The sequence below is a fragment of the Pseudomonas cistanchae genome, assembly GCF_054483635.1.
The window spans coordinates 292,427-308,315 of the sequence record NZ_JBTLWN010000006.1 but is presented as its reverse complement, the minus strand read 5'-3'; the positions used below and the strand labels follow the sequence as shown (position 1 = coordinate 308,315).

Below are 15,889 nucleotides of genomic sequence, written 5' to 3'. Positions count from 1 at the left end.
CGTTCTGTTTAAACGCGCGCCTTGAGCGGCGCGCTGGCTGCTACTTCACCTTGAAGCGATTGACCAACTCAACCAGGCGGTTGTTGGAGGCGAGCAGCGCATCGGTGCTTTTGTCCGACTGCTGCCCGCCGCTGACCAGCTCATCGACCATGTGCCGGATCGCCACCATGTTCTGGTTGATTTCCTCGGTCACCGCGCTCTGCTGTTCAGCCGCAGTGGCGATCTGCGCACTGAGGTCGTGGATGCGACCGACCGCCGAGGCCATGTCGTCGAGGCCGACGTTGACCCGCGAGGTCGTGTCCGCCGTGGCCTGACAGCTCGCACGGGTCTGTTCCATCGCCTGCACTGCGGAACCCACGCCTTGCTGTAACTTGCTGAGCATCTCGTTGATTTCCGAGGTGCTTTGCTGAGTGCGACCGGCCAGTGCGCGGACCTCGTCGGCGACCACGGCAAAACCGCGGCCCTGTTCGCCGGCACGGGCGGCCTCGATGGCGGCGTTGAGCGCCAGCAGGTTGGTCTGCCCGGCGATTTCGCCGATCACCCCAAGTACGTCGTTGATCCGCTGGGCGTCCTGCTGCATGTCCTGAACCCGTGCGGTGGCACGCGCCACTTCATCGACCAGGGCCAATACGCTGCGCGAGGCCTCCGCCACCACCAGTTTGGATTTCTCGGCATTGTCGTTGGCGGTACGGGTGAAGCTCGCCGTCTCGGTAGCACTTTGCGCCACGCTGTCGGCCGTCGAACTCATCTCGGTAATCGCGGTTACCGCCTGGTCGGTCTCCGAGGCGTGACGCGACAGCACCTCATTGGTATGGCGCGATTGCCGCTGCAATTGCTTGAGCTCATCGGCGATCACCACGGACGCCTGGCCAACGTCGGCGATCATGGTTTGCAGATAGGCAATGAAGCGGTTGACCGAGCTGCCGACCGCATCCATTTCATCCTCGCCCTTGAGCGTGATACGCCGGGTCAGGTCGGCGTCGCCGGCCGACAACGAGTCGATGCTGCCGCGCAGGGCGTGCAGACGATGCATCAGCTGGCGAATGGCAAACAGCATTGCGGCCAGCAGCAGAATCACCATGGGTATCTGCAGCAGCGCAAGGGTCTTCAACACGTCGCTGCTGTTTTCGGTAAGCAAGCGGGTCGGCAAGGCGGCGGCCAGCAACCAGGGCGTGCCTTCGATCGGTTGCAGGTAGAAGGTCCAGTCTTCGCCATCACTGCCCTGATACTCGTGCTCGAGCAGAGCGTCATTACCAATCTTGCCGAGGCTGTCCTGAATCTGCCGGACGAAGGGTGACTGACTTGTCAGCTCCGACACGTTGCGCAACACGATTTCGCCGCCAATCCGCGCCTGGTTGCTCAGCACCTTGCCGTCTGGCTCGACGATCATCACCTCGCCCTGGATTTCCTGCTCCTTTTCCGCCACCAGGCTGTTGAAGAAGCCCAGGGTCACGTCGATGGTCGACACGCCAAACGGTGCGCCGTCCTTGCTGATGGCCATTGCACAGTTGGTGCGCGGCTGGGCGCTGGCGTCATCCTTGTAGGCCGCGGCCCAGGCGCATTGCCCGCGCGGGGCCTGCATGCCGTCGCGGTGCCAGGGCTGCTCGTAATACTTGAGCGACTCGTCGGAATTCCAGTAGGTGTTGACGATCATCTTGCCGGACGCATCGCGGTGGAAGAAGGTGCTGTGCTTGTCGCGTTCCGAACGCTTCTGCGGCAGCGGCCAGATACCGCCGCCAAACACCTTGGGGTCGCCGTACTGGTCGACCAGGCCAGGCACCACCCGATCGATGCTATCGCTGTCGAGCAGCGGGATGGTCTGGGTGATGCTGCGCGATTGCGCTTCGACTTTCGCCAGTTCGAACAGAATGGTGTCGGCGATCTTGTTGACCTTGGTCAGCACCAGCTGCTCTTCGGAGGCCTTCAGCTTCGGCGTGATGAAATGGCGAATGCCCTCCTCGGTCAGGACGAAGATGACCGCGATAATGGCGATGAAAATCACCGTGTAACGCGCCTGGATGGTCTTGAGTAACGCCATGGTTCACCTCTGTACAGCCGCCAATATTCGATGAGTGGCAACGCCACTCCCGCACGCCAGACACCTTACTCCAGTTGCAGGCCATACCGGCGGTATAGCGCCTGCACCCAGCCTTCGACATACATCTGCCGCAGTTCCACCTGCAAACGCCGCAGCAATTCCGGATCGAGCTGCGGGTGGCAGGCGATATCTTCCATCAGCGTCAGGAAGGGCAATACCTCGCGCGGCGCCGGGTCGGCCACCCCCACCACCGCCGCACTGGTCGCCCACAAACGTGCACGCTTGCGCTGCAGCATGCTCAGGTTGAGCGATTCCTTGTTCGAATAGAGCACCTCCAGCCCATTGCCCTGCAGGTACTCGCCGGCGCCGGAGCCATGGTGGCTGAGGATGCTCAGGCCACGTGCATGTTCCAGGCTGAGCAGGCGCAGGGGATCATCGGAACGGGCGTAGAGCCCCAGGCGGGAAATCAACATCGGCCCCACCCAGACGTAACCGGGCTCACGCTCTTGCTGGCGCTCCACCAGCAGGACACAACTGTCGGGCTCCTGTTTCACCTGCTTGAGCGCCCGCTGCAACGGCATGAACCGTAACCGGTAGGGCGTCTTCGCACGGCGGAACAGCTCCCCAGTCAGCTCCGGCACCAGGCCCGCACCGAGACCATCGGCGGTTTCCTGCACCAGCGGTGGGCGCTCCCAGGCGTACAGTTGCACGTCGGCCTGAAGCGGCAGGCTGAGCACCAACAGCGCAACCAGCATGCCCACTCGACCGCCAACGCGCGTGCGCGCAAAGGCTAGCCGGCAGCGCGCGCCATGGCCGTTCGACACGCGATCAGTCCCAGGCACGCAGGGCCTCCTCGTAGGGCAAGGTACGTCCCGGCGGGCGCTCGTCGGCCAGCTGCGGCCACGGCGCGCCGGCCTGCTGCAACCAGTAGGCCGGCTCACGCGGCGGGTTGAGCCTGGGCGCGCAGGGATGCCGCTGGCGCTCGCCAACCTTGAGCAAGTGCTGATCGAAGGCGACGGCCAGGTTGTGCATGGCCTGCCCGGCGCTGAGCTGCCCGCTGACCGCAGGGTACAACTGACGCCACCAGAGGCTGGCCATGCCGCTGTAATCGGGCACATTGGCGCCCGTTGGCGTCCAGCGCTGCGCCGCGGGGCTGCGATAGAACTCGACAAGACCGCCCAGCCTGGGCGCGGCGGCGAGTAATGCCGGGGCATTCAGATCGGACCGGCGGATCGGTGTCAGCCCCACCAGCGTCTTGCGCAGCGACACCGATTTCGACACCACGAACTGCGCATACAGCCATGCGGCCTGGCGCTGGCGCAGCGGCGTGGCCTTGAGCAGCGTCCAGGCGCCCACATCCTGATAGCCGGACTTCATCCCATCCCGCCAGTAGGCGCCACGGGGCGATGGCGCGACCCGCCATTTAGGTTTGCCTTCACCATCGACCACGGCGGATCCCGGTACCGTGTAATCGGCGGTGAAGGCGGTGTACCAGAATATCTGCTGGGCGATATGACCCTGGGCGGCCGCATTGCCGGCACGATTGAATGACATTTTCTGCGCATCGGCTGGGGCATAGCGGCGCAACCAGTCAACGTACTGTTGCAGTGCGTACACCGCCGCCGGACTGTCCAGGGCACCACCCCGCGCCACGCTGGCGCCCGCCGGACGGCAACCCTCCACGCGGATACCCCAATCGTCCACTGGCAAACCGCTCGGCAGGCCGGTGTCGGCGACCCCGGCCATGCCCAGCCAGGCGTCCGACAGCCGCCAGCCGAGCGAGGGGTCGAAGCCGCCGTAATCCATATGGCCATACACGCGGGCGCCGTCGAGTTCCCTGACGTGCTCGCTGAAAAAGGCCGCAATGTCCTCGTAGGCGGTCCAGTTCTGCGGCACGTCGAGCTCGTAGCCGTAACGCCGGCGAAACGCTTCGCGCAGCTCGGGCCGGGCGAACCAGTCCTGGCGGTACCAGTAGAGATTGGCGAACTGCTGGTCCGGCAACTGGTGCAGCCTGCCGTCAGGCGCAGTCACGAACGGCAGACCGATAAAGTCGGCCAGATCGAGGGTCGGCAAGGTCACGCTGGCGCCTTCGCCGGTCATGAAATCGGAAAGCACCTGCACCTGATTGTCGCGAAAATGCTGGCCCAGCAGATCGCTGTCGCTGACGTAGGCATCGTATAGCGACAGGCCGGTCTCCTGCTGGGTACGCAGCTTGTTGACCACGTCGTCTTCGCCGCTGACCTCGTGAATCACCCGGATGCCGGTCAGTTGCCCGAACAAGGGCGCCAGCACGTTGGCCTCGTACCAGTGCGTTGGAATGCGCTCGGCGATCACCCGCACCTGCACACCCTGGTAGGGTTTACTCGCGGCTACGAACCAGGCCAGCTCGGCGCGCTGCTCGCTGCTGCTCAAAGAACTCGGCTGCAGCTCCGTCAGGGCGGCCTGCATGGGATCTTCGGCATACGCGGCCGTACTCAAAAACAAGGCCAGCCAGATTACCGCAGGCATACGACTCTCCCCTTGGGTATGCACTCAACTCTAGTGCACCGCCCGGGTTTCGTCGCATCGCCGCGCTCGCCTCGTGGGCGGCTGCACGTGCCGGCCGGCGGGGGGCTGTGGCGTATTGATCTACCGAACACTCCGGACGATCACGAAAACGCCAGCAGATCCTAGACTTACGTCCAATGGGCACCCGCCGTGGCGGGGCCGACCATAAACACTTCACCACGGGCGAGGCGGCACATGAGCACAGCGGACGCCTTCAGCGAGGCAGGCAAGACGGCGGTGCTGCAGAACATCCAGGGCACCATGGAATTCCTGCAGAAATTCCCCCCGTTTAATCTGATGGAGACGGCGCACCTGGCCTACCTGGTGGAAAACTGCCAGCTGCGCTTCTATGGCGAAGGCGAGACCATCATCAAGCCAACCGACGGTCCCATCGAGCACTTCTATATCGTCAAACAGGGCCGCGTACACGGTCAGCGCCCGCATTCGGCACGCCGCGGCACCGAGACCACCTTCGAAATCACCACTGGCGAATGTTTCCCGCTGGCGGCGCTGATTGGCGAGCGGGCGACGCGCACCGAACACCTGGCGGCAGATGACACCTTCTGCCTGCTGCTGAACAAACCCGCATTCATCAAGCTGTTCGCACTGTCCAACCCGCTGCGCGACTTTGCCCTGCGCGGGGTGAGCAGCCTGCTCGACCAGGTCAATCAGCAGGTGCAGCTGCGCGCCGCACAAACCCTGGGCTCGCAATACTCCCTGGAAACCCGCCTCGGCGAGCTGGCCATGCGCAGCCCGGTCAGTTGCGGCCCGCAGCGCGCAGTACGCGAGGCCGTGAGGCTGATGCACGAACAACAGGTCGGCAGCATCGTGGTGGTCGATGAAGCCCATCGGCCGCAAGGTATCTTCACCCTGCGCGACCTGCGTCGGGCCATCGCCGATGGCAGCTCGCTGGAGCAACCGATAGCGGCGCTGATGACTCCGGCACCGTTTTACCTGGCGCCGGATGCCAGCGCCTTCGATGCCGCCATCGCCATGACCGAACGGCATATTGCCCACATCTGCCTGGTCGAGCGAGGCGCTCTGTGCGGCGTGGTATCGGAGCGCGACCTGTTCTCCCTGCAGCGCGTCGACCTGGTGCACCTGGCCCGCACCATCCGCCACGCGGGCACGGTGGAAACCCTCGCGGCGCTGCGCACCGACATTCGCCAACTGGTCGACAGCATGCTCGCCCATGGCGCCAGCTCGACGCAGATCACCCACATCATCACCCTGTTCAACGACCACACCGTCTGCCGGGTCATCGAGCTCACCCTGGAAGACCTGGGTGATCCGGGCATCCCGTTCAGCTGGCTGTGTTTCGGTAGCGAAGGACGCCGCGAGCAGACCCTGCTCACCGACCAGGACAACGGCATCCTGTTCGAGGCGCAGGACGCCGCAGAGGCCGCGCGGATTCGCGGGCAGTTGCTGCCACTGGCAGCGGAGATCAACCAGCGCCTCGCGCAATGCGGGTTCACCCTGTGCAAGGGCAACATCATGGCCGGCAACCCTGAGCTGTGCCTGTCGCGGCATGAGTGGTCGAAACGCTTCCGGCGCTTTGTTCATGAAGCGAGCCCGCAGAACCTGCTGGGTTCGAGCATCTACTTCGACCTGCGCCTGGTCTGGGGGCCAAGCGAAGGCTGCAATCAGCTGCGCGAGGAGCTGCTGGGCCTGATCGCCGGCAATAGCCTGTTCCAGCACATGCTGGCCGAGAACGCTTTGCGCCATCGCCCGCCGGTGGGCCTGTTCCGTGATTTTGTGGTGGCGCGCAGCGGTGCCGAGAAGGACACCCTTGACCTGAAAATCCAGGGCCTGACCCCCTTCGTCGACGGCGCACGCCTGCTCGCCCTGGCCAATGGCATCGGCGCCTGCAACACCCTGGAGCGGTTGCAGACCCTGACCCGCAACGGCGTGATCGACGCTCTGGACGGCGCCGCCTACGAGGAGGCGTATCACTTCATCCAGCAAACACGCATGCAGCAACATCAGTTGCAGGCGCAAAACGGCCTGCCCTACTCCAACCGGGTCGACCCGGATACCCTCAATCACCTGGACAGGCGCATCCTGCGCGAGTCCTTTCGCCAGGCGCAGCGCCTGCAAAGCAGCCTGGCGCTGCGCTATCAACTATGAGCTATGAGCTATGAGCTATGAGCTATGAGCCCGCCCCTGCATGAGTAATTTCACCTGGTTCAGCCGTCGCGGGCCGTCGCTGCGTGAGGCACAACTGACGCGGCGTGCGGCCCTGGCGGAGCCGGCTGCGCTCGGCGAACAACCGCTCAGTGTGCAACGCGTGGTGGTGCTCGATCTGGAAACCAGCGGCCTGGACATGAAACGCGACCAGGTGCTGTCAATCGGCGCGGTGGTGATCGAAAACGGCGCGATCGACCTGGGCCAGCAGTTCGAGCGCACCCTGCAACGGCCCGACCACAAGGTCAGCGCCAGCGTACTGATTCACGAGCTGGCCCCGAGCACCATCGCCGCGGGCTGCGAACCGGTCGAAGCCTTGCTGGATTTCATGGAGTTCGTCGGCGACAGCCCGTTGCTGGCATTTCACGCCGGGTTTGACCAGCGCATGCTCGGGCGCGCGCTCAAGCAGAGCCTCGGCTACCGATTACGTCACCCTTTCCTGGACGCCGCCGAGCTGGCGCCGATGCTGTGCCCCCAGGCCAACATTCTGCGCGGCGGCCTGGACGACTGGACCGCGCATTTCGGCTTGCAGGTGCACCAGCGTCATCACGCCAGCGCGGACGCGCTGGTTACCGCGGAGCTGGCGCTGATTCTGTTCAGCAAGGCGCGTCAGCAACAGCTCGACAGCCTGCACGCTCTGGCACAGCGCCTGGCAGGCTGGCGGCGCCGGCAACACGCGCACTCGTTGTAATTTCATACATTCGCGCAACCTGCGCCTGGAACGCGACACCCGTCGGATGCTGGCAACATGCCGTCTATCGCGCGCTACCCGGCCATCGATTGCGGTTATTGGCCACGCTCTGCGATCATATGCGAATAATTCTCGATATGCTCACAGCGCAGTTAACGACGAGGTCAGCGTGGCGCCCGGCGATTCCACCCATCAGCATCTGGTAGGTCTGCTTTACCGCGATCATCGCGAGTGGCTGCTCGCCTGGCTGCGTAAAAGCCTGTACAGCCCGGAGCGCGCAGAAGACCTCAGCCAGGACACCTTCGTGCGCCTGCTCGGCCGTTCGGACCTGCAGGAGACCCGCGAGCCACGGGCATTGCTGACCACCATCGCCAAAGGCCTGCTGGTCGATCACTTTCGCCGCAGCGCCCTGCAGCGCAGCTACCTGGACGACCTCGCCGCGCAACCGCAGGCGCTGCAACCCAGCCCCGAAGACCAGGCGATCGCGCTGGATGCGCTGTACAAGGTTGATCGCCTGCTCGGCGAACTCTCGCCCAAGGCGCGGGCGGCCTTTTTCTACAGTCGCCTGGACGGCCTCGGCCACGCCGAGATTGCCGGGCGCCTGGGCGTATCGGTGTCGCGGGTGCGCCAGTACCTGGCCCAGGGCCTTCGCCAGTGCTATGTCGCGCTGTATGGGCAACCGCAATGAACAGCATTCCCGCCGCGGTACTGGACGCCGCCATCGAGTGGCAGCTGTGCCTGAGCTCGGGCAACGCCAGCGACAAGCAGCGCAGCGAGTTCGCCCTGTGGCTGGCAATGCACCCCGATCACGCCACCGTCTGGCAGCAGCTCAACGGTCTCGACACCCACCTCTCGGCTGCGATGGCGCACTCCGCGCGGCAGGCCTTGCTGGTCAAACCGCGACGCCTGCCCAGAGCTGCGGGCGCAGGGTTGCTGGGTATCCTGCTCAGCGCCGGGCTGCTGTTCGGCCTGCATCAATACCGACCGCTCGGCGATTACCTCGCCGACGAGCTCACCGCGCCGGGCGAGCATCGCGAGCTACGGCTTGCTGACCGCAGCCAGGTCTGGCTGAACAGCGCAACCGCCGTGGACATCGACTTCGATGCCCAGCAACGCCGTCTGCGGCTGCGCAGCGGCGAGATTCTGGTGGATACCGCCAGCGATACGCGCCCGTTTATCGTCGACACCGCCCAGGGCAGCTTGCGGGCACTGGGCACGCGCTTCCTGGTCCGTCGCGAAGGCGCCGCCACGCGCCTGACCGTGCTGGAATCCGCTGTCGCCGTGCAGCCAGGTGCAGGCCGGACGCGCCAAGTGGTTCGCGCGGGCGAACAGGTGATGCTCGGGCCAGAAGGCTTGGGGCCGATCCAACCGGCGGCGCTGGCGGCGGATGCCTGGAGCCGGGGCATGCTGGTAGTGGAGAATCAGCGGCTTGCCGAGCTGATCGCCACCCTGAACGACTACCGCCCAGGCTACCTCGAGCTCGACCCGACGCTCGCCAACCTGCGTATCACCGGCAGCTTTCCCTTGCGCGACAGTGACAAGGCATTGGCGGCGTTGCCACCGAGCCTGCCGGTGCGAATCGAGCAGCCAAACCGTTGGTGGACGCGGATAGTCCCCGCCGCCGATTAACCAGAATCACGTTCGCATCGAATCAGCGGTGGGCTTGGTTTGGCCCCCTGAAAAAATTTCGCGATGCCCCTGTCACTTTCACAATCTCCTACGGCAACAGGTTATTGAGATTAATTACCGCTTAGGAGCTTTTCGCAATGTCTCGCCCATTCAAGCCGTTCCACCCCACCCTGTTGGCCGCCGCCATCGCGCTCGGCGGCATGGCCGCGAACGCTGCCGCACAGAGCTATCAGCTACCGGCCGCGCCCCTGGCGAGCACGCTCAACCGGATTGCCAGCGAAGCCGGCATCGTTCTGAGCATCGATCCCAGCCTGACGGCCGACAAGCAATCGCAGCCGGTCGAGGGCGACTACGGCGCACTCGCCGCCTTGCAGCAGGCGTTGCGTGGCAGCGGCCTGCAGCTGGTACAGAGCAGCGCCGGGACGTACAGCCTGGCCCCGTTGCCCCAAGACACCGTGGCGCTGCCGGCGATCACGGTCACCGCAGCCGTACCGGGCGAAGGCGGCGAAACGGTCGGGTATCGCAGCGAGGCGGTGAAAAATGTCGGTGCGCTGGGCGGCATGGCGCTGCAGGACTCACCTTACTCAATGTCGGTGATCTCCCAGGACCTGCTGCAAAACATTCAGGCCACCTCGCTCGATGACGTGTTCAAGCTCAACGCCTCCACCCAATTCACCTCACCGACCACCGCCGGCTATGCCAGCGCGGTGAGCATGCGCGGCTTCAGCGGCTCCGGGAACCTCAGCATCGCCAATGACGGCCTGCGCTTCAGCAACAGCTACGACGGTGGCAACTTCATCGAAGAAATGCAGCAGCTCGAGGTCCTCACCGGCCTGAGTGGCTTCCTGTACGGGCCGGCCAGCCCTGGCGGCCTGGTCAATTACGTACTCAAGCGTCCGACTTACGAGCGCTACAACAGCGTGACGCTCGGCAATGCGGGTGGCGAAAACTATTACCTGCACGGCGACTTCGGCGGGCCGCTCGACGACGCCGGCGTGTTCGCCTACCGCGTCAACCTGCTGACCCAGGATGGCGAGACCGCCATCGATCTGCAGAAGCGCCGCCGGGACATGATCAGCGTTGCGCTGGACTGGAACGTCAGTGACGACCTGCTGATCCAGTTCGATGCCTCGCACAAGAAGACCGAAAACCGCGGCCTGACCAGCTACTGGTATTTCGCCGACCAGGCCCGCCGCCCGGACGCCAAGGACCTCGACAACGACAAGCTGTACAGCCAGCGTTGGGCGTTCTCCGACAGCGAGCATGACCGCATTGGCAGTCGTTTCAATTGGCGCCTGGATGACACCTTCACCCTGCGCGGCGCGCTGGCGTACACCCAGTTCACCGAGGAATACGCGTACACCGGTCCGACCGTTGAGCTCGCCACGCCGACCGGTTCTTACACCCAGCCGTTGTATGCCTTTGCCCCGGTGGAAACTGAGGAGACCTCGGGCTATCTGTTCCTTGACGCCGAGTTCGCCACCGGCAGCATTCAGCACAAGACCACGTTCGGCTATCAGGGCAATGTGGCGCGGGTGCGTAATTACACCGATGCAGGGGTATATGGCCGCGATATGGGTATCAACGTGCCCTACGGCGAGCACCCGCAGATTGCCAAACCGGACTTTTCCGCCGATATCGGCCAGGGCGACCAGCGCCTGGCGTCTCGCACGCAGTCGGACAACCTGTTGATCGGTGACGTGATCACCTTCAACGAGCAGTGGTCGAGCATTCTTGGCCTGACCCGCACGCGCATTGAAACCTTGAGCGCTGACATCAATAACGCAAAGGCGAAGACATCTCCGAATATGTCGCTGATCTACAAGCCACAACCCTGGTTGACCACCTATGCCAGCTACATCGAAGGTTTGCAGGCAGGTGGTCTAGCGCCCTGGAATGCTCTCAACGTAAACGAAGCCATGGCGCCGCTGGTCAGTGAGCAATACGAAGTGGGCGTCAAAGCCACCGTCGGCGAAACCCTGCTGACCCTGGCCTTGTTCAACATCGACAAGCCCAATGCCCATATCAACGATGCCGGCTACTACGTGCAGGACGGTCGCCAGGAAAACAATGGCCTGGAACTCGGCATCACCGGCAAGGTGCTGCCCGAGCTGACCCTGGTCGGCGGTGTGACCCTGCTTGATCCGCAGGTGAAGGACTCGGGTGGCGCAGCCAGCGAAGGGCAGAAGCCGACCAACGTCGCCTCTCAATTGGCCAAGCTGTACGCCGAGTACGACCTTAACGCGATGCCTGGCCTGGCCCTGACTGGCGGTGCCTACTACACCGGCAAGCAATACAGCGACGAGGCCAACCTCCATAGCCTGCCATCCTTCACCACCTTCGATGCAGGCGCTCGCTATCGCGCGCAGCTCAACGCCGACAACGCCCTCACCTTGCGCGCCAACGTCAGCAACCTGGCGAACAAGGAATACTGGCTGAGCAGCTCCTACCTGGGCGCACCACGTACCCTGACCTTCTCTGCTCAGCTGGAGTTCTAAACCTGGGCCCACGCCCGCAGTCGCAACGGCCGGTGACCGACCGGCCTTGCTTTGGGAATGACCATGAAAGCCACCACCATCCGCCGCTGGTCCTCCGTGCATACCTGGACCAGCCTGATCTGTACCCTGTTCCTGCTGATGCTGGCACTGACCGGACTGCCCCTGATCTTCCACCACGAACTGGAACACCTGCTCGGCGAAGCGCCCGAGCTTCGCGAGCTGCCAGACGGTATGCCGCACCTGTCGCTGCAACAACTGGTGGACGCCGCCGAGCGCCACCGGCCGGGCGAGGTCATCCAATACCTGGGCTATGACGAGGACGAAGCCAATGGCGTGATCGCCATCACCGCCGCGACTGCCGGCACCGAGCCCAACTCCTCGCACACCTTCATGCTCGACGCCCGCAATGGTGAAGCCGTGGCAATGCCAGCCGCCAACGGTGGCGTGCTGATGGTCATCCTGCGCCTGCACGTCGACATGTTCGCCGGCCTGCCGGGCAAGCTGCTGCTGGCGTTCATGGGCCTGCTGTTCGTCGTGGCGATCATTTCCGGCGTGGTGCTCTACGCACCCTTTATGCGCCGTCTGCGGTTCGCCGAAGTGCGCCGGCAGAAATCCGCCCGCACCCGCTGGCTGGACCTGCATAACCTGATCGGCATCGTCACCCTGACCTGGGCCTTGGTGGTTGGCGTGACGGGCGTGATCAGCGCCTGCGCCGACCTGCTGATCTCCGCCTGGCGCACCGAATCCCTCGCCGCGATGATCGAGCCCTACCGCGATGCTCCGCCGCTCACCCAGCGCGCGCCAGTGAATGGTGTGCTGGAAATCGCCGCGGCCGCCACGCCCGGCATGCAAGCGGACTTCATCGCCTTCCCCGGGACGCGCTTCTCCAGCGAGCATCATTACAGCGTGTTCATGAAAGGCAGCAGTCACCTGACCTCCCACCTGTGGACACCGGTGCTGATCGACGCGCGCACCCTTGCAGTAACCGCCGTCGCCGAGCGCCCCTGGTACATGGATGCGCTGTCCATGTCGCAACCGCTGCACTTCGGCGACTACGGCGGCATGCCGATGAAAATTCTCTGGGCCGTGCTGGATGTGCTGACCATCGTCGTGCTGGGCAGTGGCCTGTACCTCTGGTGGGTGCGCCAGCGCTCGTCCGCCAAACGCCTCGAACCCGCGGAAGCCAGCCAATGAACTGGCGCCGCTCGACCTTCGCCCTGCCGCTACTGATCGGCCTGCTAAGCGCAGTGGGCCTGATCAGCGCCCTGCTCGGCGACGGCCCATGGGACGCCATCGCCTGGGCCGGTCTGACCCTCCCCGCCGTGCTTGGTTGCTGGCCGTTGCTGCGGGGGCAAGTCCATAAGCGTTAAACCGAGTTGCGGTTCTTATAGAACCGCATTCGAGACTTTTCGCTTCTAGGAAAGTGCCGCCCATAGTGATTCAACCAGGCAGGATGACGGTAGTTGATCAGTAGGCGTTTCGCCCGTGCGTGCCGCCCCGCGGTGCCCACTCTTGAAACAAATGGGGCCGCTACTGCGGCCCCTTCGTGAATCACTTGCTGGCAGCGATGCGCTCGCGGATATGCGCGGCGCGGTCGGCCGAGCCTGGGTGGGAGTCAAACATGCTGCTGTCGCCGCCGCCGAGCTGAGCCAGCTTGTCGAAGGCGCTGGCCAGACCTTGCAGCGGAATGTTGCGCTGCTTCAGCAGATCAAAAGAAAAGTCGTCGGCAGCGCTTTCCTGGGACTGGGAAAACTGCGCGTTAATCAGCTCCTCACCCAAATCGCCCAGTTGCGAGCTGGACAGCGCCACTGCAGCACTGTTGCCAGATGAGGCAATGGCGCCACGGGCTACCGAAGTGGCGTAGGCCGCTTGCATGGCCTTCTTGGTGTGGCCGAGGGCAACGTGACCCATCTCGTGGCCCAGCACGCCTTCCACTTCGTTGTCGTTCATCAGGTCCATCAGGCCGCTGTACACGCGCACGCAACCATTGGCCATGGCCCAGGCATTGACCTCGTCGACCAGGTAAACCTTATAGGTAATCGGGGTGCCGTTGACCTGGCTGCCGAGGTTGCTGGCGATTGTCTCCAGGCGCTTGCTATACGTGCTGTCGGCTGGCGCGATTGGCGACTGGGCGTCCATCTGCACGCAGGCATCGTCGGCCATGGCCTTTACTTCAGCGTCGCTGAGCGTGGCAGCCTGCATGGCTTGCAGCCCGGTGTTCAGCATGGCGTCGGGGCTCATGTTCTGACAGCCGGAAAGCAGGGTGGCGAGCGCGAGCGCGGAAAGGGAGAGTTGCAGTTTCATGGTCATCGTCCTTGAGGATTGAGGCAATGGAGTGGCCGAGAGGCAGCAGCGTCCCGGCCGGCGCGGCATTGTCGGTGATATAAGCCGCGTCGAAGCGAGATGTGGGTCACGTTTTGTGGCGTGGCAGGTACCAATTCCCCGGCAGCCGCTGCGTTCGCCGTTACTGTTCCATGTTCACGGGGGACTGGCTTGGGGATGAGGGAAGAACCGTTAGCGCTGAAATGTCCTTAGTCTGCCCATCGCTATGGCCGAGCCCTGCAAGGCGCTGTTGAGTTGTTCTACACAACGGTCAACCTCGTTCTTCTTACCCTTGAGCGCAATAAAGAAGGCGTTGCCGTCATGCAGCTCCAGCAGAAACCCTCGGGCTTTGCAAAATAACCAGCCATTAAATACGAAGGGATGCATGGCTTTGATCTGCGCCAATCGAATCTGCTCGTTGACCTTGAAGTCCTTACTATTCTGGCTATCGCTAAGCCGCAAGTGAGCAGCCAACCTGAAACAGTCCTTGGCCAGGGATACTTCCATCCTCAGGGTGCTACTAAGCGGCTCAGGCGATGTCAGCCAATGGATCACCATCGCTATTGCGACGATTGGAATCACCGTCACCAAAAACACCGCCAGATCACCACGCAAATACAGAAGAAATGCGTTACCAGCCATCATCAACCAAAAGCTGAAAATGACCGCCTGATCATGCGTCAGCGACTTGGTTGCGCAGGGCACGCCAGCATTGATAGGACCATTCAGAATTTGTTGTACTTCGTCAGTAAACTTCAAGGTTTATTGCACTCATATAAGTTATAGGGAGTGAATTAACGCTGTATCAGAATATGTTCCACCATGACATTGGGCCGGGATAGTGCGGAGAACGCACCCCATCGCAACCCATGCTCAGTCGACATACTCGACATGCTGCGCCATCAGGTTGGGGCGGTGCATGGTGTCGATAAGGTGGATGCGGCCGGACATCTCTTTCAGCTCGGCCTCGAAGGTCTCGTCGTCCATGTCGATCCAGTAACGCGGTGCGCGCGCTGTCTGTTGGTCATGCGCGGCGGTCACCGGGTCGAGGTGGCGGTATTTCTCGAAGCAGGGCAGCTCCTGCAAGGGCCGGCTGATATCCATATAGTTCTGCACAAAATCCCACAGGGCCAATGGCAGTTGCGGGGTGCGGTCTGGGGCTACCAGGGAGGCGAAGTTGATGGTGATATCGCGGTAGCGGTGGGCCAGGTAAAGAAAGTTCATCGGCAAGCCCTGGCGGTCCGGCGAGGTGCTGAGATAGGCGTCAAACTCGTAGAAAGGCGCGGTGATTTCACCAATGGTGCCGTTCTTTTTGTACTCGCCGTTATTGTCGTAGTCGAAAACAGTGACCAGGCCAGTACGTCGGTTGAGCTCCCAGATAGGACCGCGAGAGGGCTTAAACCATAAGCGGGGGAATTTGTGGATAACTAGTGCGCCAAGGCCCCAGCAAGCCAATGGCAAACCCGAAAAAATTGAAAATGTAGGCAAATAAGAAATTGCCATTTCTAAAGATGTGGAATACTTATTATCAAGTAACTCAAATAAAAACATGATTAATAGAATTGTTGTAACCAAGAAAAATATGAAGCGCCCCCCCCCACATAAATACATCCAGAAATGCGAGCGCTTGGACAACAGCGCATAACGAAAACGCTCGTGGTCAAAGACACCGTGCAACTCAACGCCTTCCATGGGCTTTTTTATATAAGTACCTAGGACCTTTTCTTCTTCACGCTTTTTATCGACCTGCTCCCAGTAGCGCATATCTTCTGGCGTGTCATCCCTCAAAAAATGATCCGGCGCTACTTCCTGGGTACGCCCCCAGGGGAGTCGGCTGCCTCCGAGTTTGCGCAGCCAGGAGCGCTCGCTCGATGGGAGCTGGTCGGGAATGCTGGCCGGGCTATAGGCCGTGCTGGCGTAGTAGGTGTTGTCGTTTGCCACGTGTGGAGTATCCAAGGCTTATTCGCTGGCCCAGAAGGG

12 protein-coding genes and 2 pseudogenes are annotated in these 15,889 nt (G+C 62.7%); 7 read left to right on the top strand and 7 right to left on the bottom strand.

Features of this window, described 5'->3' with window-relative positions; all coding sequences use genetic code 11:
• Nucleotides 1-40: 40 nt before the first annotated feature.
• From ACX0MV_RS17755 to ACX0MV_RS17740, 4 genes and pseudogenes are all read right to left on the bottom strand, one after another.
• Nucleotides 41-616: pseudogene (locus ACX0MV_RS17755) on the bottom strand (methyl-accepting chemotaxis protein); the annotation flags it as partial.
• Nucleotides 617-901: 285 nt separating this feature from the next.
• Nucleotides 902-2,038: pseudogene (locus ACX0MV_RS17750) on the bottom strand (cache domain-containing protein); the annotation flags it as partial.
• A 65-nt stretch (nucleotides 2,039-2,103) separates the two neighbouring features.
• Entirely contained in the window at nucleotides 2,104-2,880 is a 777-nt protein-coding gene (locus ACX0MV_RS17745; RefSeq protein WP_458983847.1) for a substrate-binding periplasmic protein, read from the bottom strand.
• A complete protein-coding gene (locus ACX0MV_RS17740) occupies nucleotides 2,867-4,546 on the bottom strand; it encodes an ABC transporter substrate-binding protein (protein WP_458983846.1) in 1,680 nt (559 codons plus the stop codon). Before ACX0MV_RS17740 ends, ACX0MV_RS17745 begins: the two co-directional genes overlap by 14 nt.
• A 234-nt stretch (nucleotides 4,547-4,780) precedes the next feature.
• Between ACX0MV_RS17740 and ACX0MV_RS17735 the strand changes: the two genes are divergently transcribed.
• The 7 genes from ACX0MV_RS17735 (at nucleotide 4,781) to ACX0MV_RS17705 (ending at nucleotide 12,957) form a co-directional block, all read left to right on the top strand.
• Complete coding sequence (locus ACX0MV_RS17735) at nucleotides 4,781-6,712, top strand: putative nucleotidyltransferase substrate binding domain-containing protein (protein WP_458983845.1); 1,932 nt, start codon at nucleotides 4,781-4,783, stop codon at nucleotides 6,710-6,712.
• 40 nt (nucleotides 6,713-6,752) lie between these two features.
• On the top strand, nucleotides 6,753-7,460 hold the full coding sequence (locus ACX0MV_RS17730; RefSeq protein ID WP_458983844.1) for a 3'-5' exonuclease: 708 nt from the start codon (nucleotides 6,753-6,755) through the stop codon (nucleotides 7,458-7,460).
• A 169-nt stretch (nucleotides 7,461-7,629) separates the two neighbouring features.
• Nucleotides 7,630-8,148, top strand: coding sequence for an RNA polymerase sigma factor (locus tag ACX0MV_RS17725; RefSeq protein ID WP_458983843.1), 519 nt, complete (start codon nucleotides 7,630-7,632; stop codon nucleotides 8,146-8,148).
• The gene (locus ACX0MV_RS17720) at nucleotides 8,145-9,089 is read left to right on the top strand and encodes a FecR domain-containing protein (protein WP_458983842.1); all 945 of its coding nucleotides are present in this window, start codon (nucleotides 8,145-8,147) and stop codon (nucleotides 9,087-9,089) included. The genes ACX0MV_RS17725 and ACX0MV_RS17720 overlap by 4 nt, the downstream gene beginning before the upstream one ends.
• Before the next feature lie 137 nt (nucleotides 9,090-9,226).
• Complete coding sequence (locus ACX0MV_RS17715) at nucleotides 9,227-11,587, top strand: TonB-dependent siderophore receptor (protein ID WP_458983841.1); 2,361 nt, start codon at nucleotides 9,227-9,229, stop codon at nucleotides 11,585-11,587.
• A 63-nt stretch (nucleotides 11,588-11,650) separates the two neighbouring features.
• Nucleotides 11,651-12,781 (top strand): PepSY-associated TM helix domain-containing protein, encoded by a 1,131-nt coding sequence (locus ACX0MV_RS17710; RefSeq protein ID WP_458983840.1) that lies wholly within the window; start codon nucleotides 11,651-11,653, stop codon nucleotides 12,779-12,781.
• A complete protein-coding gene (locus tag ACX0MV_RS17705) occupies nucleotides 12,778-12,957 on the top strand; it encodes a hypothetical protein (protein WP_458983839.1) in 180 nt (59 codons plus the stop codon). The genes ACX0MV_RS17710 and ACX0MV_RS17705 overlap by 4 nt, the downstream gene beginning before the upstream one ends.
• Nucleotides 12,958-13,138: 181 nt before the next feature.
• On the opposite strand, the gene loiP is transcribed toward ACX0MV_RS17705, so the two are convergent.
• The 3 genes from loiP to ACX0MV_RS17690 form a co-directional block, all read right to left on the bottom strand.
• Nucleotides 13,139-13,891 (bottom strand): metalloprotease LoiP, encoded by a 753-nt coding sequence (gene loiP / locus ACX0MV_RS17700; protein WP_458983838.1) that lies wholly within the window; start codon nucleotides 13,889-13,891, stop codon nucleotides 13,139-13,141.
• Nucleotides 13,892-14,101: 210 nt separating this feature from the next.
• The gene (locus ACX0MV_RS17695) at nucleotides 14,102-14,668 is read right to left on the bottom strand and encodes a hypothetical protein (protein ID WP_458983837.1); all 567 of its coding nucleotides are present in this window, start codon (nucleotides 14,666-14,668) and stop codon (nucleotides 14,102-14,104) included.
• Nucleotides 14,669-14,782: 114 nt separating this feature from the next.
• Nucleotides 14,783-15,850 (bottom strand): hypothetical protein, encoded by a 1,068-nt coding sequence (locus tag ACX0MV_RS17690; protein WP_458983836.1) that lies wholly within the window; start codon nucleotides 15,848-15,850, stop codon nucleotides 14,783-14,785.
• Nucleotides 15,851-15,889 lie beyond the last annotated feature (39 nt).